The sequence below is a fragment of the Niallia laureatilytica genome, from assembly GCF_046613985.1.
Taxonomy (GTDB): Bacteria; Bacillota; Bacilli; order Bacillales; family Cytobacillaceae; genus Niallia.
Genome location: NZ_JBKKHP010000001.1, coordinates 874,679 through 897,421 on the forward strand (window position 1 = coordinate 874,679; position 22,743 = coordinate 897,421).

General features: G+C 39.7%; 17 protein-coding genes and 1 other annotated feature. Of the genes, 4 read left to right on the forward strand and 13 right to left on the reverse strand.

Annotation, left to right across the window (positions count from 1 at the left end; all coding sequences use genetic code 11):
- From pilM to ACLIJJ_RS04540, 9 genes are all read right to left on the reverse strand, one after another.
- A complete protein-coding gene (gene pilM / locus ACLIJJ_RS04500) occupies nt 1–981 on the reverse strand; it encodes a type IV pilus biogenesis protein PilM (protein WP_411410585.1) in 981 nt (326 codons plus the stop codon).
- An 11-nt stretch (nt 982–992) separates the two neighbouring features.
- Nucleotides 993–1,739: a prepilin peptidase gene (locus ACLIJJ_RS04505; protein ID WP_233318400.1), complete on the reverse strand. Its 747-nt coding sequence runs from the start codon at nt 1,737–1,739 to the stop codon at nt 993–995.
- Nucleotides 1,740–1,750: 11 nt separating this feature from the next.
- A complete protein-coding gene (locus ACLIJJ_RS04510) occupies nt 1,751–2,197 on the reverse strand; it encodes a prepilin-type N-terminal cleavage/methylation domain-containing protein (RefSeq protein WP_237941758.1) in 447 nt (148 codons plus the stop codon).
- A gap of 118 nt (nt 2,198–2,315) precedes the next feature.
- Nucleotides 2,316–3,521, reverse strand: a complete 1,206-nt coding sequence (locus tag ACLIJJ_RS04515; protein ID WP_341077985.1) for a type II secretion system F family protein — start codon at nt 3,519–3,521, stop codon at nt 2,316–2,318.
- Nucleotides 3,508–4,563: a type IV pilus twitching motility protein PilT gene (locus tag ACLIJJ_RS04520; protein ID WP_233318394.1), complete on the reverse strand. Its 1,056-nt coding sequence runs from the start codon at nt 4,561–4,563 to the stop codon at nt 3,508–3,510. The genes ACLIJJ_RS04515 and ACLIJJ_RS04520 overlap by 14 nt, the downstream gene beginning before the upstream one ends.
- A gap of 11 nt (nt 4,564–4,574) precedes the next feature.
- Nucleotides 4,575–6,236, reverse strand: coding sequence for a GspE/PulE family protein (locus ACLIJJ_RS04525; RefSeq protein WP_251644885.1), 1,662 nt, complete (start codon nt 6,234–6,236; stop codon nt 4,575–4,577).
- 21 nt (nt 6,237–6,257) lie between these two features.
- The gene (locus ACLIJJ_RS04530) at nt 6,258–7,625 is read right to left on the reverse strand and encodes a G5 domain-containing protein (protein WP_411410586.1); all 1,368 of its coding nucleotides are present in this window, start codon (nt 7,623–7,625) and stop codon (nt 6,258–6,260) included.
- 21 nt (nt 7,626–7,646) lie between these two features.
- Nucleotides 7,647–8,423: a PRC-barrel domain-containing protein gene (locus ACLIJJ_RS04535; RefSeq protein ID WP_237941762.1), complete on the reverse strand. Its 777-nt coding sequence runs from the start codon at nt 8,421–8,423 to the stop codon at nt 7,647–7,649.
- A 26-nt stretch (nt 8,424–8,449) separates the two neighbouring features.
- Complete coding sequence (locus ACLIJJ_RS04540; protein ID WP_411410588.1) at nt 8,450–9,751, reverse strand: hypothetical protein; 1,302 nt, start codon at nt 9,749–9,751, stop codon at nt 8,450–8,452.
- Between the two features lie 155 nt (nt 9,752–9,906).
- Between ACLIJJ_RS04540 and ACLIJJ_RS04545 the strand changes: the two genes are divergently transcribed.
- From ACLIJJ_RS04545 to ACLIJJ_RS04555, 3 genes are read left to right on the forward strand one after another with little or no spacing between them, the layout of a single operon-like run.
- Entirely contained in the window at nt 9,907–10,398 is a 492-nt protein-coding gene (locus ACLIJJ_RS04545; RefSeq protein WP_411410589.1) for a type IV pilus modification PilV family protein, read from the forward strand.
- Nucleotides 10,382–10,960 carry a prepilin-type N-terminal cleavage/methylation domain-containing protein gene (locus tag ACLIJJ_RS04550; protein WP_233318376.1) on the forward strand — a complete coding sequence of 193 codons (579 nt, stop codon included), beginning with the start codon at nt 10,382–10,384 and terminating at the stop codon, nt 10,958–10,960. The genes ACLIJJ_RS04545 and ACLIJJ_RS04550 overlap by 17 nt, the downstream gene beginning before the upstream one ends.
- A gap of 10 nt (nt 10,961–10,970) precedes the next feature.
- Nucleotides 10,971–13,019 (forward strand): hypothetical protein, encoded by a 2,049-nt coding sequence (locus ACLIJJ_RS04555; protein WP_411410590.1) that lies wholly within the window; start codon nt 10,971–10,973, stop codon nt 13,017–13,019.
- Nucleotides 13,020–13,097: 78 nt separating this feature from the next.
- Here the strand turns inward: ACLIJJ_RS04555 and ACLIJJ_RS04560 are convergent, their stop codons facing one another.
- The 4 genes from ACLIJJ_RS04560 to ACLIJJ_RS04575 all read right to left on the reverse strand — a co-directional run bounded on the left by ACLIJJ_RS04560 (nt 13,098) and on the right by ACLIJJ_RS04575 (nt 22,077).
- Nucleotides 13,098–15,902 carry a vWA domain-containing protein gene (locus tag ACLIJJ_RS04560; RefSeq protein WP_411410591.1) on the reverse strand — a complete coding sequence of 935 codons (2,805 nt, stop codon included), beginning with the start codon at nt 15,900–15,902 and terminating at the stop codon, nt 13,098–13,100.
- A gap of 258 nt (nt 15,903–16,160) precedes the next feature.
- On the reverse strand, nt 16,161–17,876 hold the full coding sequence (locus tag ACLIJJ_RS04565) for a sensor domain-containing diguanylate cyclase (protein ID WP_237941767.1): 1,716 nt from the start codon (nt 17,874–17,876) through the stop codon (nt 16,161–16,163).
- Between the two features lie 155 nt (nt 17,877–18,031).
- Nucleotides 18,032–19,339, reverse strand: coding sequence for a bifunctional folylpolyglutamate synthase/dihydrofolate synthase (locus ACLIJJ_RS04570; protein ID WP_237941768.1), 1,308 nt, complete (start codon nt 19,337–19,339; stop codon nt 18,032–18,034).
- An 86-nt stretch (nt 19,340–19,425) separates the two neighbouring features.
- Entirely contained in the window at nt 19,426–22,077 is a 2,652-nt protein-coding gene (locus ACLIJJ_RS04575) for a valine--tRNA ligase (protein ID WP_411410592.1), read from the reverse strand.
- Nucleotides 22,078–22,146: 69 nt separating this feature from the next.
- Nucleotides 22,147–22,373, reverse strand: a binding site (T-box leader).
- Nucleotides 22,374–22,548: 175 nt separating this feature from the next.
- Here ACLIJJ_RS04575 and ACLIJJ_RS04580 point away from each other — a divergent pair.
- Nucleotides 22,549–22,740, forward strand: a complete 192-nt coding sequence (locus ACLIJJ_RS04580; protein ID WP_233318357.1) for a hypothetical protein — start codon at nt 22,549–22,551, stop codon at nt 22,738–22,740.
- Nucleotides 22,741–22,743: the final 3 nt, after the last annotated feature.

Sequence of the window (22,743 nt, forward strand, 5' to 3'; positions counted from 1 at the left end):
CTACACCTCTTTTAATCCTAAACCAATGTTGACATGTACGCTCGTTGGTATAGGCTCATCATTCAAACTCGGGCCAAAATCCTTCATCTGTTCTGCATTATCAAATCTTTCCTTAATTTGCTCAACAATTGCAGGCAGCCAAGGATGGTCTCCGGTAATCACTATTTTTTTTACTTGTCTATCTCCCTTGTTGAGAGTATAACGGTAAAAGCTCATTACTTTTTCTATTTCTTTATAGATATCGTCAAGGCCGTTCCAAACTTCCGCTTTATCTCCCGTAAATGTAAGTCCTTCTGATGCATTTTTCTGCACCCACTGCTCATTGTCTACTTCAATAATCAAATGGCGCATAAAAAGCGGATGATGATTTTCAAAAATGCTCACATTTACTGTCTTTAAATCCACTTCAATAATCATCACCCCGTCATTGGACGGCGAGTTGCTTGTATGGTGATAATAACGATAAAGGGCAAGTGCGGAAATATCAGCAGCTGCTGGTTTCAGCTTCACTTCATCAAGAATCTCGGACAGCTCTGCAATATTGTCTTCTGGTGCTGCAAACAGAATGATTTGTTGCTTATTTTTATCTTTTTCTGCTAACAGATGGTAATCAAAAACAGGGTTTTCAAACGGCAAATGGATAGACGTCCCCAATTCCATGTATAAGTATCCTTTAATTTCATCAGGGGTTACATCTTCCGGAATGGAAATTTTTCGGATAACCACAGATGAATCAGGAACAAGGAAGCGGACTTGTTTTTTGGCAATTTTCCATTCTTGAATACACTCTTCCAATATCATGGAGAAGGTTTGCAAATCCTGGATTGCACCATCTTGAATCAAGCCTGCCGGCAAGAAACGCTCACCCCAGCTTTGGACAGATGTATCATGGCCGTGCTTCATTTCCACATAGCGGATACAATGGTCTTTCACTGTTAAGTTGACATATTTGCTTTTTCCTAAATTAAATCGTATAGCCATACCTCTGCTCCTTAAAGAAATACATTTAAATACCAATTGATTAAGTCATTGCCATAAAAATAACTCACAAGCGCACCAATCACGATAAACGGACCGAACGGAATCGGCTTGTTTTTTTTCACTTTACCTGCAGCCATGCCAATAAGGCCGCCTGCAGTTCCAAATATGGTGGAAAGGAAGAAGGTCAAAAGGACGAGCTTCATACCAAGCACCAATCCAATAACGGCAAACAGCTTTATATCTCCGCCTCCCATGCCGCCTTTTGAGACCACTGCAATCACATACAAAAGCACAAAACCGACAACTGCCCCAAGCAAGCTGTCCCACCAGGGATCCAACTGAATAAAAATTCGTTCTCCTAACAGCAAGATGCCAAAAAACAGCAGCACCTTATCTGGAATAATCATATATTCTATATCAGAAACAGTGATGATCATCAATAATGAGATGAACGTCCACGCTACAAACAGCTCTGCTTCCCAGCCAAGAATAACAGGGCATAAAACAAAAAGAACACCTGTCAAAAGCTCAAATATAGGATATAAGGGGGAAATCGATGCTTTGCAGCACCTGCATTTCCCCCTTACGAACATATAGCTTAAAACAGGTATTAATTCTAGCGGTGTTAAAGTATGCCCGCAATTCGTACAATGTGATCTTGGCCTAACAATCGATTTCTGCAATGGAACCCTGAGCCCGACAACGTTATAAAAGGAGCCTAGTGTTATTCCGTATAGGAAGATTAGTAGGTAGATCATATTCTATATCCTTAACTAGCTGGAATAGCTGTGCTATTACCGCTAGTCGCTTTTTTAGCATCATTAATTTGTTTTAGAGTAGCATTCGTTATTGTAACAGTTACATTCCCTTTATTTCCTGTACCAGTGAACGTTAATGCACCATTTGCGCCAACAGTTACACTATATGCACCTGTTCCAGTTGTTTTAAATGTATCAACATTTTGAACATATGTTCCTAATTGCTCATTTGTTAAAGTTCCTGTTTGATAATCATTTGCAGAGATATAAGTCTGTGCACTATTCAAAATCTGTACAGCATCTGCTTTAACAGCATCAAAACGAGATTTCTCAATAATATTCGCAATGCTAGGAATAGCAATCGCAGCAATAATACCTAAAATAACGATAACAGCCAAAAGCTCAATTAGCGTAAGACCCTTTTCGTTTTTAATATGTTTTTTTAATAATTGACCCATTTTTAGTTGCTCCTCTTTTAAAAAAGTTATTTATTTTGGTTGTGTACAACCTATTACTATTATACTAGATAAATAGACTCATTCATACAGTTATTTTAAGGAAAATGTCCTATATTTTTTATTGAACGTGGTTGAATATTTCAAACATCGGCACCATGATGGATGTGACGATTGTGCCGACAATTCCGGCAAGGAGCACGATCATAATCGGTTCGATTAAGGACTTCAGTCTGTCTGTGGCACTTTCGACTTCTCTTTCGTAAAAGTCAGCAACTTTTGAAAGCATCGCATCGAGTGAGCCTGTCTCTTCACCGATGGCAATCATTTGGGTCACAAGGGGCGGGAACACCCAGTGTGCTTTCATCGGTGTTGTTAATGATTGACCTTGTTCTAGTGCGCTTCTTGATTTTATAAGCACCTTTGACATCACTTCATTTTCAATGACGCTTTCGACAATCGCGATCGCCTGCAGAATCGGCACGGAACTAGAAAACAGCGAGCTTAATGTTCTTGTCATTCTTGCTAATGCTGCTTTTTGCAAAATTTTACCGAAAACAGGCAGCCGAAGCAGAAAATAATCTAAATAGTATTTTGAAGCTTTATTATTTCGTATCACAAGAATGCTGACAACAAATGCAATCATCAACAGTACAATCAGCCACCAGTATACTTGCATGAATTCACTAGCATTCAGTACAAATTTGGTGATTGCAGGCAATTCACCGCCGAAATCCTTGAACATATCAACAAATGTCGGGACGATGCTTACGAGCAAAAAGATAACGACTATAATGGCAATAATAGCAATCGCGATTGGATAAGTAAGTGCCGAAATAATCTTTTGTTTCGTGAAATGCTGCTTCTCATAATGCACTGCAAGTCTTTCCAATGTCTCGTCCATGCTGCCGCTTGCTTCACCAGCACGTATCATGTTGACAAACATGCTGGAGAACACTTTGCGATGCTTGCTGGCTGCTTGCGAGAGCGGATTTCCGTCACGCAAATCTTGTTCGACAGACAGCAATGCTTTACGAAGGCCTTTGCTTTCTGTCTGCTGTGCAAGAATAGCTGTTGCTTCCACAACAGAAATACCTGCTTTCAGCAATGTGGCAAATTGACGTAAATAAATAACAAAATCCTGCAGCTTAACCGGACTGCCTAGTGTGATTTCCTTTGTAAGCAGTGTTTCGGGAATCTCATTGATTTCCATGACTCTGATTCCTTTTTCCTTCAGCTGCAGCATGGCATCTCTTTTTGACTGTGCTGTAACAATGCCTGTTTTTTTACCTCTGCGGTCTCTTCCTTCATATTTATAACGAGCCATTGCTTTGCTCCTTCTCTTGTAAATATGGAAGTGCAGCTTCTCTTAATACAGCTCCAGCCTGGACGAGCTCCTTCACATTGCTTTCTAATGTATGCATCCCAGCTGCTCTTGATGTCTGCATGATATTTTGAATTTGATGGATCTTTTCGTTGCGGATTAAATTCGCAACAGCTGCATTATTAATTAAGATTTCTGTTGCTGACACCCTGCCCGTCTTGTCTGGTGTTGGAAACAGCCTTTGGGACACGATGCTCACAAGCACAGATGCCAGCTGAATGCGGATTTGATCCTGCTGGGACGGCGGAAACACATCAATAATCCGGTTGATTGTCGCCGGCGCACTAGACGTATGAAGCGTTCCGAGCACAAGATGGCCTGTTTCTGCTGCTGTAATTGCGGTTTGAATTGTTTCTAAATCACGCATCTCGCCGACTAGAATAACATCCGGGTCCTGCCTTAACGAAGCCCGCAGCCCATTGGCGAAATTCTTCGTATCAAAGCCGACCTCTCGCTGATCAATAATGCATTTACCATGCTTATGCAAGTATTCAATCGGATCTTCCAATGTGATAATATGCTTTCTCATCGTCTCGTTCATATAGGAAATCATCGCAGCAAGTGTTGTTGATTTACCGCTTCCTGTCGGTCCTGTAACGAGTATTAATCCTTGCGGCTTTTCACTGATTTTTTTTAAGATTGGCGGCAGCTTCAAATCATCCAAATTGGGTATAGATGTTGGCACCACCCTGATTGCAAGAGCAACACACGCTCTTTGCTTATATGTGTTAACACGAAATCTGGAAACACCTTTTAGACTGTAGGAAAAGTCCAGCTCTCCTTTTTCCGTGAACACATCCCATAACTCCTTAGGAATCATCGCTTTTGCCATCGTTTCTGTATCTGCAGGGGTTAAGCTTTCCTTGCCGTATCGTCTCAGCTCTCCGTTTATACGCATGACAGGAGGCACTCCGACTGTCAAATGGATGTCAGAAGCTTTAAGCTCAAAGCCGACCCGCAGCAAATGGTCGATATTGTTGTACATATTAGCCCCTCCTAGTCAGGGATAGCTACACGAAGCACTTCTTCTGTTGTAGTAATTCCTTGTTTAACTTTCAAAAGACCGTCATCAATTAAGAAGATTGTTTTAGCTTTAATAGCAAGCTCCCGCAGCTTCGTGAAGGACTCGCCATTCATGATGACACTTTTCATCTCATCATTGATAACTAACACCTCATGGATAGCAACACGGCCTTTATAGCCTGTCATGTTGCAGGAAGCACAGCCCTTCCCTCTTGCCACCTTCTCGATGGACAACCCTCTTTTTGCGAAAATTTCTTTCTCTCGCGCCGAAGCAGGATGAACCTCTCCACAGTCTCTGCACACTTTTCTCACAAGCCGTTGTGCGACAATTCCGCTTAAGGAGGAAGCAACTAAAAATGGCTCCACTCCCATATCAAGCAATCGTGTAATAGAGCCCAAAGAATCATTCGTATGAAGAGTGCTAAGAACAAGATGTCCTGTCAACGACGCTCTGACAGCAACCTCGGCTGTTTCCTTATCTCGTATCTCCCCGACCATGATGACATTCGGGTCTTGTCTCAGGATAGCGCGCAATCCTGCTGCAAATGTCATGCCGACATTTCCGTTTACTTGAATTTGGTTAATGCCCTCTAATTGATATTCAACAGGGTCCTCGACCGTAATGATATTAACCTCTTCACTGTTTAAGCGATTAAGTGCAGCATATAAAGTGGAAGATTTACCTGAACCAGTCGGGCCTGTTATTAAAATAATCCCTGTCGGTTTTTCAATCATGTCAACGAAGCGGCCAAGATTAACTTTATTAAAGCCAAGCTTATTAAGGTCATTTAAGGTACTCCCTAAATCAAGAAGACGCATTACAACCTTTTCACCATATACTGTCGGCAATGTTGATACACGCAAATCAATCGGATGGAAATCCAGATTAATCTTAATTCTCCCATCCTGGGGAATGCGATGCTCTGTTATATCTAAATTGGCCATGATTTTCAGCCTGGCAATCAATACACTTTGCATATGCTTTGGCAGGACCCGTTCGACACGAAGTACGCCATCAATACGGTAGCGGATAACCACCTTCGTTTCCTGCGGGTCAATATGAATATCACTTGCTTTTAATGTTGCTGCATTCGTCAATATTTGGTTAACAAGTCTTACGATTGGAGAATCTTGCTCAATCATCCCATCGCTCTGGCTTTCACCAATCTCATTCGGATCTGACAGCAATTCTTCAAAGCCTTCGTCCATATCATAATATTTATTGATTGCCCGCAGGATATCATCTTTAGAAGCAATAGCTGTTTCTATTTGAAAGCCAGTAGCCAAGCGCAAATCATCAATTGTATAGAAGTCCATTGGATCAGCCATTGCGACATACAGTTTTTCTCCATCTTTCTTGAGCGGAATAATCAACTGTCTTTTCGCTGTTTCCTTGGAAACAATCGTAAATAATTTAGGGTCAAAAGGATAGCGGTACAAGCTTACATGGGGAATGCCTAACTGCAATTCCAATACTTCAATAAGCTGCTGCTCTGTAATAAATCCCTTTTGAAGCAAACTGTCGCCAAGCCTTTGATCCGGATGCTTATCTTGCAGCGCCTGCTGCAGCTGTTCTTCTGTCAGCAAACCAGCTTCCACCAACAAATCACCAAGTCGTTTTCGAATTTGTTTCATCCTTGCATCCCTCCCTTAAAATTATTTAGTGCTTTCCGCTGTTTCTTCCGTACTTGCAGCAGTCTTGTCCGCTTCTGTGCTGTCATTTGTTTTGCTATCCGTTTCCGTTGTTTCCGTATCTTTTGTATTGCTTGAGTCGTCTTCAGAAGCTTCTGTATCTGTCTTTGCTTCACTATTATCGCTGTCTGTGTCTTCTGCAGCACTGTTATCAGCGTCGATTGTAACATCCTCTTCAACAAGCAGGCTGTGTGCAATGACTTTATTCACTGGTGGATAAAAGTCTTCACTGATTAGTTCTTTTTTTACAACTTCCCCGTTCTCATCCTTCGACTCTCTGTATACCTTGATCAACTGTCCGGCGGAGCCTTCTTCTACAATTCTCGTTTCATTTAAGCTCAGACTTGGATCAAACTGAAGAACTGTTTTTGGTGAAAATGTTTCTTTATCAGACAAAATCACTTTATAGTCATATAGCAAACTAGCTCCATTTAAACTTACATACAGTTTGTTATTAACCATTTGGAAGGACATAGTAAAGGTTTGTTCATTAGGATTATTGAACCGGTAATCCATTTTTTGATTCTTATTTATTCTTGCTTCATAGCCGATATCAGCAAAGTCTGGCAACGTATTGCTTGTATACCTTTCTGAAACAGTGAAGTTCGTTGGCAGGATTGCTGAATGAACAGCAGTAGCCACAATGCTTAGCACCTTATCTGAGTAAGCTTCCCCATTATTTTCGTTCATCCATTCAAGCAAAGAAATGGTTGCTTGCGGTTTAATCGTTAAAGTCGGGAATTGCTTTACCCATTTTTTCACACTGTTTTTCTGGTCGTCCGTATCCACTGTCGCCTCTGCTAATTTAGCGTTCTCTTCTTTTTTGCTTATTTTGTATTCATTCAAGTCGATTAATTGATTGCCAGATTGTAAGCTTGCTGCCATTCCTACTAAACTATCATTCAACTTAGACAAATAAAAAGCATTATCTGTCGTCAGCTCGGCTGATACAGATGTCAGGAAGCTTTCCATTTCCTGCAAGTCAAGGGACACAAGAACATTATTGTTCTCCCCTTGTTTAATGGAAGCAACAGCGTCCTTCAATTGAAATGCAAACTGGCTTAGATCAAAACTCACTGTCTTTTCTTTGAATTTCAATTGAATATTTGTGTTCTTCTCCCATTCTGTATGCTTTTCGCTTACTGCGCTTAAGGCCTCCTGTTGATTCATCCCAGAAACATCGATGCCGGCAATTGTTGTATGCTCCTCATATCCGTCATTACTCTGAAAAAAATTACTGTATGCCTTCGCCCCAAATTGAGAAAAGCTAAAAATAAAGGAAGTCGCGAACAAAATTGCGGCAAATAGCTTTGCAGCTTGGATGTTTTTCATGCAGTGTTTGCTCCTTTGTTATTAAGCTTCCACATTCATTGAAAGGTCAATTACTACACTTGGTCCTGCTAGCTGGGCATTTTCAATATCCGCTAATGTCAGAACAGTTCCTTTTGTCAGCAGTAGTTGACCTTCATTTGTGTATATATCATTAACTACTTTTTTATTCAGCAATAATTCTACTTGCTTTTCTTTTAATGCTTGCAGGCGTTCTGCTTCCTCTGCGTGATTAATGGCAGGAGCAGACAGCTCTTCTAATAATTCTTCCGTCTCCTCAGCTGTATCTAGTGCTGAAGCTTCTTCTTTTGCACCAAGCTCTCTAAGGCTGGCAGCTGTTTCTTCTTTAACAACAATGATGTCTTTTCCGTAAGTCAACACAAATTCGGCATCAATCAGCACTTCTTTGTTTTTCACATTAGCTTGAAGTGCCGTGATTGCACCGCCATTTTCGTCATCAACGACAAATTCGGAAACTTTGCCGATAAGTTCCCCTTTTCTAGTAATAACATTTGCATCGATAAGACCGATTTTTTTATTTACTAATTCACTGGCAATCGGAATTTCGTTCAAATCCATGATGGCATGGGCATTTTCAATCGTTACTGCATACTCGCCGACACCGACCACTTTTTTAAACGGAATAGCAAAATTGTTGTCCTGCCATTCTTCTTGTTCGATTGTCAAGAAATCTACCGTACCCTTTTCTGGGTTAATAATAAGTGATTGAACCTTTCCTTCCTGCTGTCCGTTTGAAATGCTAATGATTGGCAATCCTTTAATTTGTGTACTGTTTTTCATAAAATATCCTCACCTTATTCACATATTTAATTATTTAAGTAATTCTTCTCCATGAAGCTTAGCTGTTCTAAGATGATTGGTTCATGTTGGTATTTAGTTTGCAATTGAACAAACAATGACCGCAGCTTGGAACTTTCGTTATGCTGAACATAATGCTCGATCAGTAAATTAGACAGAGCAAAGTATTCATGTAATGGCAATGTCTCTGTTAGGCATTTCAGCAGGATTACTTCATATTCCTCTCTGCTGAGGCTGTTCTTCATCAGGTCAAGCTGCATTAACGTATTATTGATAACCTGATGCGCCACTCTATTGTCTTTAACTGTCACTTCGTCTTCTATGACGTCGACTTCTTCCATACTTTCTTCTTTAATATTTTCTTCTTCGCTGATTTTTTCTGTGCTTAGTTCTAATAACGGTTCTTTATGGGCTAGAATGTCTGGCAGCAAATCTTCTGCTACAGTGTCGACTTCTTCTCGTTCCAACAAGTCAGGGTTTATAACAAAATCATCCACTTCTTGTTCTTTTAAGCTCTCATCATTAGCAGCCGGTGTTACGGCATCTTGGTCATCCTCTATACTTGCCGCTGCTTGATCTAAATCTTCTAGTAAAGACATATCAAAATCAGCAAACTCGGCTGCTGTTTTGCTCTGCTTATTTTCTTGCTGTGTTTCATTTTCATCAGAGTTCATCAGCATTTCCAGCTCCTCCATATAAGAAAAGCTTTCTGCTGAATGTTCTGCTACCGCATTTTCAGTTGGCGATGTGAGAACTTCCATTGCTGGAATTTCCTCTGCATCCTCTAATTCCCCTATGATTATTTCGTCCGCAACAGCTGAATTGTTAACATCTTCTTTCGCAGAAAAATCACTTTTCATAAATTCTTCCTCGACAGAAACTGCCGGAATAATAATATCTTCCTCATCATTTGCTTTTTCAGCTGTTAAAACTGGCTCGACTTCTTTTACTTCAGCTGCTGCAGGCAGCTTTTCGCTTTTGATATCCCATGTGCTATTTCGCTGTGTCACCTGCTGAGCTGTAGCCATTTCCCAGTCATAATCTTCTTCATCCATTTCTTCCTCTGCTTCAAACATCATTTCTGGGGATTTTTTAATGAAGATATAAGTAAATATAATTAAAAATAAAAGCATTAAAAGCACTGTTTGCCACCATGCAAACAATCGCTGTGTCAATAACCCGCATACAGATGTGAGCAGTGCAGCACCAATAATCCACCATTTGCCCTTTTTCGTAAACCCTAATGGGAGAAAATACACAATTGGCACAATCAAAATTAGGGAGAAAAGAGCTAGAACATACGATATCATGGTACACCTCCTTATAACGATATCTAATTTCCTAAAAAAACGACATTTTTTTCTATTTTTCCAATACTTTAGCACTCTTTTTCGACTTTTTTAGTCAATTTACGACTAATAAATATTGTATAATAAGATTAGTAATTTTGAAAGCAGGGGAATATATGAAATTTTTTAAAGTTCTATCTAGTAATAAAGGCTTAACTTTGATTGAGGTTCTCGTTTCCCTTACTATACTCAGTCTAATTTTATTAGGTATAATGAACTTTTTTAATCAAGCTTATTCTTTTACAAACTCGAACCAAAAAAAGACTGCTGCCATTAATGTTGCTAGAAACGCTTTAACGTATATGGAACAGTCTTCAGGCAATAACTCGTTTATTGCGCTAAGAGACAGGCTGGAAAAAAATCCGGCCACAGAAGGTACATTAAGAATTTGTGATAATTCCTATCAAGTATTTTGGAATGATGAGGTACAGGGCTGTGAGCTAATCACCATAAATAATGTAGCCTACAATGTTACTATTGTTCCTTCGCTGGATGAAAACAATACAGCTTATTTCATTCCCTTAACTGTTGAAGTGGCTTGGACGGTGAAGCAGCATGACTACACAACTTCAATGGAAGGGGCAATTAAAAGTGAAGATCTTAGATGAAAAAGGACTGACCTTGGTTGAGGTTCTTGCAGTGCTTGCGATAACAGCTATCGTGCTGCCTGTTATATATGGTGTCTTTCATACAGGTATTAATCTGTACAATAAGATACAAGTAGAAGGGCAGCTCCGTGATGATGCTGATTATGCGGTGTCTGTGATGATGAATTCCTTTAACAGCATTCCGTTTGATTATGTCACACAAGATGGCGACAAAATCGTCCTTGTTAATTCAGAGCAGACAGCTATTAACGAAAATGAAAAAGAGAATTCAACCTTTTACTCCTACAGTAAAGAAGAAATTGATGAAGAGAACACAGAAACACGATCGATTGAATTTGTAGAAAAAACAGTAGGTGGCAAAGAAATTCAGTCTGTTTCCATTGATGGAAATACACTGGAAGGAAACGGCGATTACAGTGCATCCACTATTAATTTAATGTGCAGTGATACCGATAGAAATGATAACAACAAATGTTTACACGGCATTATTGCAGTGGATTTCACCATTCAAAATGCCAGAATAGAACGGCCACTAACATTAGAAAGTCGATTTGGCTTTTAAGGAGTATTATATGAAGAAACTGAATGAACAAGGAAATGCCCTCCTTACAGTCCTTTTAGTGTCGATTGTATTCACGACGATTGGTCTTGCCATTGTGGCATCTTCCATCAGTGGAGCAAAACGAGTGGAAACAAGGGAATCGGACATCACCGTAACGTTTGAGAGCAAAAAGGTGCTCGAGGAAATTACATCTGAAATTGCGGCAAGGCTGAATACATTAAATTTAGATATGGTGAAAAGAACAGATGGCACTTACCGAGTAAATGCATCATTTGAAGGAAATCTGCAAAATAGAGTGCTCGTTCCCAGTCTTGACCATATCCTTGAAAATACCAATTACGATGACTCTATTAAATGTTTAAGCATACAAGACTTAAGCAATACCAACGACATTCTACCTATCCAGCCTACTTCGGCACAAAACCAATGTGAGGCTGCAACGTTGGAAAATACAAGCTCTTATTCCATTAACAGAGATGATGATTACACAAGAGTGCTGGAGATTGTGCTTGTAACGAACAACCCGAATGAAAATGAGGGAGATGTCACGCGTACGTTGAAGAAAAAGATCATTCTGTCCCCACTTCCAAGCTTCCTTAAGTATGCTGCAGGGTCAGCTTCAGAAGATGATAAAGGCGGACTTTTCTTGAATGGTTCTTCTAATATTAACGGAAATGCCTTTGCTAATTATCTGACGATATCAGATGATGCAAAATATCAAGACCGGCAAGGAGGCGCAAGAACAATACATTCTCTCCCGCCATCAGTTAATGGTGACTTCTACAGCACAGGAGCGCATATACTTCCGCTACTGAAGGAAAGCAATTTCTATCAGGAAGATGTACCTGATCTTAAGCATGATAGTCAATTTATCAATATTGAGTTTGATAAAACACTCAGAGACCGAATTAACACAATCCTTGGAAATAACAACTTAACAGCAACTGTTTCAACAACAGAGGATATAAAGTATCTTCCAAGTGTATTAAAGCAGGAAATAAGCTCTAAGGTGACTACAAATGTTACCGAAAGTGAGATTGCAAAGACAGAAACACAGCAAGTCCCTCAATCTGTGCTAGGAGACTCCCTTGAGGAGCTGGAGGGCGGTTTCACGATTGACAGTAAAACTGGTCCAATTCAATTTAATAATACAGTACAAGTTAATGGAGATGTTGTTATAAACAGCAGCAACTATCCAATTACATTTAACAAAGATCTTATCGTTAATGGTGATTTATATGTTGTCAGCAATAAGGATATATCCCTTCAAGCTGTCAAGACAGCGGGCAATCTTCATCTTATTAACTTTGACGGCAATGTCACAGTTGCGCAAGACATGGTGGCTGCCGGAAAAATCGTAATAGAGTCCAGCGCTGACAAAACGGTTAACACAGCAAACGGAGTGAAGCTGAATGGCGATATCTTCTCAGGAACAACACTCAGCATTCGCCCCCTTAATACAGAAATGGATTTAAACAGTAATATTATCAGTCTTGGTTCTTTTACAGTCAAGGGCGATGAAACAGGGGAATCTGAACAAGAAAATGACATTGTGCGCTTTAATTCTGTTGTTTATTCGAATGCAGACAGCTTTATCTCCAACGTTAATATTATTGGCCTGCCATACACAAATACTTTAGGTAACGCAACGGAAGGGCAGCTGATACTGCTTTCAAAAGACAGGCTTACGATTACAAGGATGAATGAATTTAACAATTATGCTGACATGAATGAGCCGAGCTATCCGTACTTGCCAATCGAGGAAATGAATATCAAGCCATTACAAGCATTTTTCTATACAGAAAGGGATGCAGAATTATATGGAGTAGGTTCGTTGTTTTATATTAAAGGAGGCATATTTGCCAGAGGTTCTCTTGAAATCAATGCGATCAGAGCGAACCGCTCATTTAAAGCAATCGAAAATGTTCCTGGGTCAACAGAAGGTTACATGTCCAGATTCATTGTTGATTATGACCAAGACGTATTATTGCAAGGAATAGATGCATTGCCGATAGTTGACCGCTTGCAGATTATTCCTGATGATTTTGTTATTCAATAACCATTCAAGGGTGCCCTATCTGGCACCCTTTTTAATTCTACAAAAAAAGGGATGCTTACATTTAGCATCCCTTCCTTATTACCATTTACCGTCCGTGCTGTTTCCAGAACCGCCGTTATCACCATCGTCTGTACTAGTATCCTCCACAACTTCAATCAAGGTGGATGCACTTGGACTTGTGCTATCTCTTTGTTCTTCTGCAGTTGCTGTCACATTTGAATAACCGACTTCTTTCCCTTTCAAGTAGTATTCGCCATCTTTATGAATGACTTCTACTTTATCTGGCTGATCTGCTACAACACTAATAATATCTTTGTCTGTTGCGTTGCTTGGGTTGAAGATTAAGTTATCTGTTACTGGCAGCTCTTCCCCAACCTCCACTTGGTAGGCTGGTTTCGTGAATTTAATTTCATCAAGGGCAATATACGGGTCCGTAACTGTCACCGGAATTCTTACCTCAAGATTAGAACCGTCTTTTGTCTTCACAATCAGCTCTGTTTCCCCTGCCTTATTTCCGTAAATGCTGTACTTTCCATCAAGGATATTAGCTATTGATATGTCAGCTAGTTTAATATCCAAGTCTTTGTTTGTGGCATTTTCCGGGTTAAAGGTAACAGTGAAGTCAGTCGTGCTTCCTACGATAATATTTATAGGGTTAGGAGCAACCGAAATAGATTGTACTTTATCTTGTATTGTAATTGTCTTTGTGATTTCCTGGCTGTTAGCAAAACCACCTTCAGCCTTAACGTGAATCGTATTCTTGCCTGTCTTGTCTATTATGATTGCTTCAGTTGGATTAAATTTAATCCAACCTGTTGTCTCCTTGCCATTGTCCACTTTATAGGAGTAGACAACATCATCTCCTGCAACTTTCTGGACAAGCCTTGCCTCTACCGTTTCTGATGCTGTTTCGCCACTTCCATATTTATCGCCTGTAGACTTTCCGGTCAAATCATAATCTGGCGTGAAATACAGATAGGCTTTACTGTCATCATTATACGTGATTTCTATTGCCTGATTATTCGTCCCTTCTTTAAAAACCATATCTTTCACAGGCTTATTTTCAAGTCCATAATCTTCCTTGAAATCAGCAGTGCTTGCTATTTTCGTATTTGTTGCCTGATCTCTCTTTTCAATCGTTCCTGCAGCATCACCTGTGTATACATTCGCTGTGTTTTCTTTTAACTGTACCTTCATATTAATCATTTGCGATGATGCTGGAATCGTTGTTTGACTGCTGTATGAAAAACGAGAATCTGTAAAATATAAATTGGCGATTGGCATCGTCATATTAGTGACCGCCCAATCTACTTTCAGCGGCAAGGAAGCCGTAATTTCTGAGGGCGTAAAGCTGCCTTTTGCGTAGTTTGCCACATCACTTAATGACATCACTGCATAGTTTTTACCATTCCTTGACTCTACCTTCACATTATCCTTAGGAATAACCGTAATCCCAGCTGGCAATGGCTGTTCAATAACTAAATTCTGTAATTTGCCGCTGACAGTGCTGTTCACTAAATTAATAGGCTTTAAAGAATAATTGACATTAAAATAATTTGTTCTGTCATTCGAATTGCTAGTTTTGACTAAATTATTTAAGTCATTCACTACTTTTGACAATGTCATAGAGGACTGGAAGCCGGCAGGTGCATCATCTTTAACAACAATCGTTGCAGAGGTTGATTTCTCCTGAAGCTTTCCATCTAGATCGGTATATTCAAGCTTAATATTATCAAAATTATATGTCCCTTTTTGACTGAATGTCAAAGGCAGTGACACATCAATCGGAGTCGTAACATTTTGATTGATTGGGAACAATATGTCCTTTTTAATGATTATATTTCCTGAAGAATCCAATGTAGCATTGGCATTGTCTGCAAGTTTAACAGTATCCCCAAACTTAGCAATATTAATTTTAACAGTAGCCGTGATAGTTGGTGTGGATACCTTCTGTGATATATCTTCAAATATTTTCGCAATAGTATCTGTTGAAGCCTGCTGTGCTGTCACACCAGTCTTCTCTGATAACTTACTTAAATAGCTCATATCTACTTCACTATTTGTCCCAAAGCCGACGGAATACAGCTTAATGTTATTGGCAGCAAGTTCGTCGACCTCTTCATCAACATATGATTTAATGGCTGTTTGCACTGTTTTTAAGCTGTTGGAAACAACTGTCCCATTAGAACGGACAGCAGTCGCTGTATTATTTGTATAAACAGTGTATGTTACTGTATCCTGCACTTTTTTGTCATAGCAGAAGTACTTAGATTGACAAACTCTATCAGTAAATGTCTCTACGTTTTTAGAAGATGTCGGCTCTCCATCTGTCATAAAGATGATATACTTCCTCGCTTGGCTTGTTCCAGTTGTTAACATGCTCCTTGCTTTTTGGAAGGATTGTGTATAGTTTGTTCCGCCAACGGCAGAAAGCTCCTTCACTCGGTTGTTAATAGTCTGCAGGTTTGTTCTCACATTATCTGTCGTTGGCGTGGACACAACCGGAAAACTTACAACCTTATCTGTTTCCACATCTGTAGAAAAAGGAATAAGAGAAAACCTGTCATTTTTATTAGGATCTTGGCTAAAGAAAGCCGCCGCTTCAGCCATGGCATTTTTTGCACTCAAAAACTTATACGGGCTTTTGCCTAGCTCATCCATGGAGCCTGATTTATCAAAAACAAATGCAACATCTATTGGAGAACGATTTGCATTTGTTGCCTTCCCCTCAGGAGTTAAACGAATATCTAAACTTCCCTGTGCCGAACTGTTTGCCGGTTTAACGATAACACTTTGAGATGGTGTCACTGTAAAATTAACTGTCGGCGCTGATGCAGCCGCATTTGCTTGGAAGGGTATCAACAGCAATGACAGTATTGACAATATAATAAACTTACTGAAACGTAACGCTCTCCTCATTTCCCCACTCCGTTCTTACTACTGTTAAACTAGTATAATATCTTCATTATATCAAGGACTTTTGAACTAGGATAGTCTTTTCTGCTGGGAATATATTACGCTCTAGCCTCTTGTGTTATCGTCCTTTCCCCCTATTTTTTCAGCCTGTTTCTCGTGTTACTAAATCTTTGCAAAAAAAAAAGAAACTGCTAAATCAATAGAAGTTCCTTTGCACTTTATGAGCTATTTCATATAACAAGCGACGCGATTCCTGCCTGCCCGCTTCGCCCCAACATACAGGGCTCTGTCAGCATGCCTTATCAGCGCCATTGCTTCATCAGCTTGTTCAGGAGCACATGCAAGTCCCAGTGATGCTGTGATGCTTACCTGCAATTCTTTTTGTTTTTCATCTATATTTTGTTTGATGAAAAACGGCCGGGTTTCAATCATTTTTCTTAAAAATTCTGCAAGCTCCTGTGCTTCCTCGATTTCCGTATTTTCAAGGAGAATCACAAACTCTTCTCCCCCGTATCTCGCTACCACTCCGTGTTTATCGATAAGCTTTGAGACTCTGTCTGCAAACTCTGTTAATATTTCATTTCCTGCTTGATGACCATACGTATCATTAATTGACTTAAAATGGTCAATATCAAGCATAATGACAGTTAAATTGTTAATAACATTATTGTTCATCTCTGTAAATTTTGCTGTTAAGTGCTTTTCGAAATAACGGTAATTGTATAGCTTTGTCAGCGCACAGCGCTCACTCTTTTCTTTCGTTTTTTCAAAGTATCGCGCATTATCAAGAGCAACTGCAAACTGGGTGCATAACAGATCCAATATCATCAGCTTTGTATGCGCGAATGCCTTTTTTTGCACGCTTCCTAGCAGCAAGATACCTATCACACCATTGTTTTTGATGATTGGCATGCACAGCACACTTTCAATATAATCGGGCATAAAGCCTTTGTTAAGCTCTTCCCAATCTTTGCGCCTATGATAGACAGCTGGTTTTTTTGCGGCAAGTACTCGGCCAATAATTCCCTCATTTTCCTTCAGTACATCGGAAAAAATCGGGAGCTTCTTCTGCTTCTCTACCCTGGCAATCGACTCTAGCTCATTTTTGCTGTTTACTTGATCCACATACACAACATCAACCTTCATCAATTCAAATATGCTGTCGATAAACAAATTGATTGTTTCCTTTACAAATAAGGCTTGTGACAGCTGATGTCCAATTTCGGCAATTTTTTTCAAATAGTCATTGATTGATTGGCTTGAATGATACAGTCTCAATACAACAGACAGACAGATGAAAGGAATTCCTATCAAAACGAGAGCCATTAACCCAATATCCAAGTACATAATATACAGCGCGAAGCCGACAGGATATGTAATAAGCGTAGTGAAAAACTCCCACAAAACATCCTTCGTGAGAAAATTTACTTTTCTTTTATATACTAGACGGTCAATGCAAAAAATGAAAAGCGCATTCAGAACAAAATAAATAAAAGGATAAAAAAGAATGAGCATAAAAGAGTCAAAGTGGAACAGAAGGTCCGCTCCATGGCTTCCGCCAAGACTGTAGTATATAATTCCGCTCAATACAGAAACGAGAAAGAACATTGCTGAATTCATCGGCAGCCGGAATAATGATTTTTTATCGAGACGCATCTGCAGCATTAAGGTGAACAATGCTATTTGCACAAGCACTGTCTCGATAAATAAACCAAATATCAAGAAAACAGAGATCGTTGCCCACTGCAGGAAGAAAACAGGAGTTCCATTAATCATCATTGGCATGCTTGCAACGATTGCCATAAATATTAAAAACGCAAGGACATCACCATATTCCCCCGTAATGTCTGGTGGATAGAAGTGATATGTCAGCAATAAGCCAATAGGGATAAGCACTATCCAAATTGCCCATATTATTTTTTTAGTAGATGATTTAACCAAATGCTCCACCTAATTTCTTTTCTAAAAAGATGCATTGCCTATTTGGCCTTTAACAGGCTATTATTTCATATTACGAAATTTCAAACTTTTTACCTATTAGTATTATACTATATTTTTTTATTGCAAAAATATATAAAAATTTGTAAAAAATTCTGTTACTTTCCTCCTAAATTTCGTTCTTTCCAAAAGGCAAGCACATTTGACAAGAAATACAAGGAGCCAGTGATGACCAGCAGCTCATCTTCATGAAGTCTTTCGAGTTTTTCTGTAATTAATTTTTTCCAATCATCAGTAAAGCGTTTATTTGAATGACTGCTTTCTCTAAACAGCGCTTCAGCTGCTGCTGCGCGGGGAAAGTCAAAGCTTGTGAAAGTGATGTCAGAAGCTGCTTGTCCTAACTTTTCAATCATTTTATCTGTTTTCTTATCAGATAATGCAGCAAACAAAACACTCTTCTTCTTATCTTTGTATCTTGTTTCTAAGACATCAACTAACGCCTCAACACCTTCCTGATTATGTGCACCGTCTACAAGCACATACGGGTGTTTAGAGAGAATCTCCAATCTGCCTGCCCACCGTGCTTGAAGCAATCCTGTTCTGATATCTGCTTCACTCAAGTGTAAGCTGTCTTTAAGAAGCAATGCAGCCATAACGGCAAGAGCAGCATTTTCTGCTTGATGCTCTCCTAGCATGCCAATCTGCAAATGTAGAAATTTTGTTGCTGCTGTTTTAAAGGTGAAAACCTCTCCATCTTCATTCGATTGATAATCTTCCACCACAAAATGTTTGCCTAATAAATAGTAAGAAGCGTTTTCCTCTTTAGCTCTGCGTACAATTACTTCCTCTGATTCCTGTTGCTTGACTGCAGCAATTACCGGTGTGTTCTCTTTAATAATCCCAGCTTTTTCAAACGCAATTTCGCTGTATGTTTCTCCTAAAATAGCAGTATGGTCAAGACCGATACTTGTGATGACAGATAAGAGAGGTGTAATGATATTAGTAGAATCAAAACGACCACCTAAGCCGACTTCATACAGAACAACATCTGGTTGATGGACAAATGCAAAATAATAAAGAGACATTGCTGTAATAATCTCAAATTCTGTCGGTCCGCCTAATTCGTCTTTATCCATTTCCATAACTATCGGATAAAGAATATTAGCAAGCTCCTTAATTTCCTCGTCGGCAATCGGCACGCCATTGATGCTGATTCTTTCATTAAATTGTTCAATATATGGGGAAGTAAAGGTTCCAACTGTTAACCCGGCACTTTCCATTATATTGCGCAAATAGGCAACCGTTGAGCCTTTGCCATTTGTGCCGCCCACATGAACAGCTTTAATCTTTTTCTCTGGAAAACCAAGCTTCTCCATCATGATGTTCATTCTAGTGAGCCCAGGCTTAATTCCGAGCCTAAGCCGTCCATGTATCCACTTTAATGCCTCTTCATATGTCTGGAACATAATTTCCACCTCTTCTTGGTTTATCTTTAAATAGGGAAGACGAACCCTATGTAGGATAGGGTTCGTCTTAGTTTAAAAGGGAGGTTTTAAGCATCGCCCTTAAGTTCTTTAATTCGAGCTTCTACTGTTGCTCTTTTTTGCAGATAGTCTTGCTCTTTTGCTTTTTCTTCATTGATGACTTTCTCTGGTGCTTTGCTTACAAACCCTTGATTGCTTAGCTTCTTCTGAACTCGGTCTACTTCTTTCGTCCATTTCTCAAGCTCTTTAGTAAGACGGGCAATTTCTTCCTCCATATTGATGAGGCCTTCAAGTGGCAGAATAATTTCCACACCTGTAATAACAGAAGTCATCGCTTTATCAGGAATAGCAATATCTGTTGCGATTTCCAGCTCTTCTGGATTACAGAAACGCTCAATATATGCTTTGTTGTCTTCCAATGTAGCTTTGATTGTATCATCTTGTGCTTTCAAGAGGATTTTAATCTTCTTGCTCATTGGTGTATTTACTTCCGCACGGCTGTTTCTTACTGAACGGATAATTTCTACAAGCAGCTTCATATCGTTAGCAGCTTTATTATCTGTAAATGCTGGATTTACCTCCGGCCATGCTGCAGTTGTAATAGACTCACCTGCATGCGGCAAGTTCTGCCAGATTTCTTCTGTAATAAATGGCATGAAAGGATGCAACAATCTCATTGTATTATCCAATACATATGCAAGAATAGAACGTGTTGTCAGCTTAGCAGCTTCGTCTTCGCCATAAAGCGGCAGCTTCGCCATCTCGATATACCAGTCACAGAAATCATCCCAGATGAAGTTGTAAAGGATGCGTCCTACTTCACCGAATTCATAGCGGTCAGACAGACGTGTCACTGTTTCGATTGTTTCGTTAAGACGTGTTAAAATCCATTTGTCTGCAAAAGATTTTTCTCCAGACAAGTCAATTTCTTCATATGATAAGCCGTTCATGTTCATTAAAGCAAAACGGGATGCATTCCAAATCTTGTTGGCGAAATTCCAAGTCGATTCTACCTTTTCCATGCTGAAGCGTAAGTCTTGGCCTGGCGAGCTGCCTGTTGACAAGAAGTAACGCAGGGAATCAGCACCATATTGTGCGATAACATCCATCGGATCAACACCGTTACCCAATGATTTACTCATTTTTCTGCCTTGCTCGTCACGAACAAGTCCATGGATTAATACATCATTAAACGGTCTTTCGCCAGTGAACTCAAGCCCTTGGAAAATCATGCGGGAAACCCAGAAGAAAATGATGTCATAGCCAGTAACAAGTGCAGCTGTCGGATAATAACGCTTAAAGTCAGGAGCATCTGTGTCAGGCCAATCCAATGTAGAGAACGGCCATAAGGCAGAGCTGAACCAAGTGTCTAAAACATCTGTATCTTGCTCCCAGTTTTCAATGTCACTTGGAGCCTCGTGGTTTACATACACTTCGCCTGTTTCTTTATGATACCAAGCTGGAATGCGATGACCCCACCACAGCTGACGAGAAATACACCAGTCGCGGATGTTTTCCATCCAGTGTAAATAAGTGTTTTCGAAGCGGTTCGGCACAAATTGTACTTTCTCTTCTTCGTGGTTTTGCAAAGCAACAGCTGCATCTGCTAATGGCTGCATCTTAACGAACCATTGTGTGGACAAGTATGGCTCAACAACTGCGCCGCTGCGCTCAGAATGTCCAACTGAATGCATATGCTCTTCAATTTTAAACAGAACACCTTGCTCCTCAAGATCTTTAACGATTTGCTTGCGGCATTCAAAACGATCCATGCCTTCATATTTACCGGCACGTTCATTCATCGTTCCATCCTCATTCATTACAAGGATGCGTTCTAGATTATGACGGTTACCTACTTCAAAGTCATTCGGGTCATGTGCTGGTGTCATTTTAACAGCGCCAGAACCGAAGTCCATTTCTACATAATCATCTGCCACAATCGGAATTTCTCTTCCAACGATCGGCAGAATTACTGTTTTTCCGATTAAATGCTGGTATCTTTCATCCTTTGGATGTACAGCAACACCAGAATCACCAAGCATCGTTTCCGGACGAGTAGTAGCAACTTCAATATAGCCGGAGCCGTCAGCAAGCGGATATCTCATATGATAGAATGCACCTTGTACATCCTTGTAGATTACCTCAATATCTGACAGAGCCGTTTTTGTTGCCGGGTCCCAGTTAATGATATATTCACCACGGTAGATTAAACCTTTGTTATAAAGAGAAACGAATACTTCACGCACCGCTTTTGACAGCCCTTCATCAAGAGTGAAGCGTTCCCTTGAATAGTCTAATCCAAGTCCAAGCTTTGACCACTGTTCACGAATATGACTTGCATATTCTTCTTTCCACTTCCATGTCTCTTCAACAAACTTTTCTCTTCCTAGATCATATCTGCTGACATTGTTTGCACGCAGTTTTTCTTCCACCTTTGCTTGTGTGGCAATCCCTGCATGGTCCATTCCAGGCAGCCATAGAACATCATAGCCTTGCATTCTTTTCATTCTTGTTAAGATGTCTTGTAAAGTTGTATCCCAAGCATGACCTAAATGCAGCTTCCCTGTTACGTTTGGAGGCGGAATCACGATTGTATATGGCTGTTTTCCCTCATCTGACTTTGCCTCAAAAAATTTACCTTTCAGCCACCAGTCATAGCGTCCCTTTTCGATGGATTGGGGATCGTATTTAGTCGGCATTGATAACTCGTTTGTTTCCATACCCATTATCCTCCTTGTGAGAATTTTTTCAATACTTACATTTTGGCAAATAAAAAACTCCCTTCGTCATAAAAGGACGAAGGGAGTTTTTCGCGGTACCACCTTTTTTCCAATATAAAAATATTGGCTCTTTCAAAGATGATATCGGATGCTGTCCGTCTTTCACTAATAAGCTTTCCCGTTCGCAAAAGAAGCTCGAGGGCTACCTTCCAATGTGTTGAATGGAAATCTTTCAGCATGTGATTTCCTCTCTAAAAAACAACTGGCATTGTACTACTCCCTGTCATTGCCTTTTTTATTTATTTATATAGATAATACCGAATAAAAGTTATTTTCGTCAATAAGGATAACCTTATTTTTTAAAATTTATACATACTGGCCTTAAAAGCACAGCATAGTTAATTTGCAGTACTTAACAGGTTAACCGCGCCATATATTGATAGTAAGGTTAAAAAAGGAGGTTTGTGTTCCTTGAAAAAGAAGTTTAATCCCTACACATATCCACCATGGCTTAAAGGCGTCCGCAATGCATGTGCCCGTTTTATTATACCTTTTTGCATCTTTCAGGCTGTCAGAACAATGCTTTTACCGACAACCTTTGATGTGCTGTTTTTATCTCTTTTAATCGTGCTGGCTTTGTCTATTTATCTGGAAATTATTTAAGAC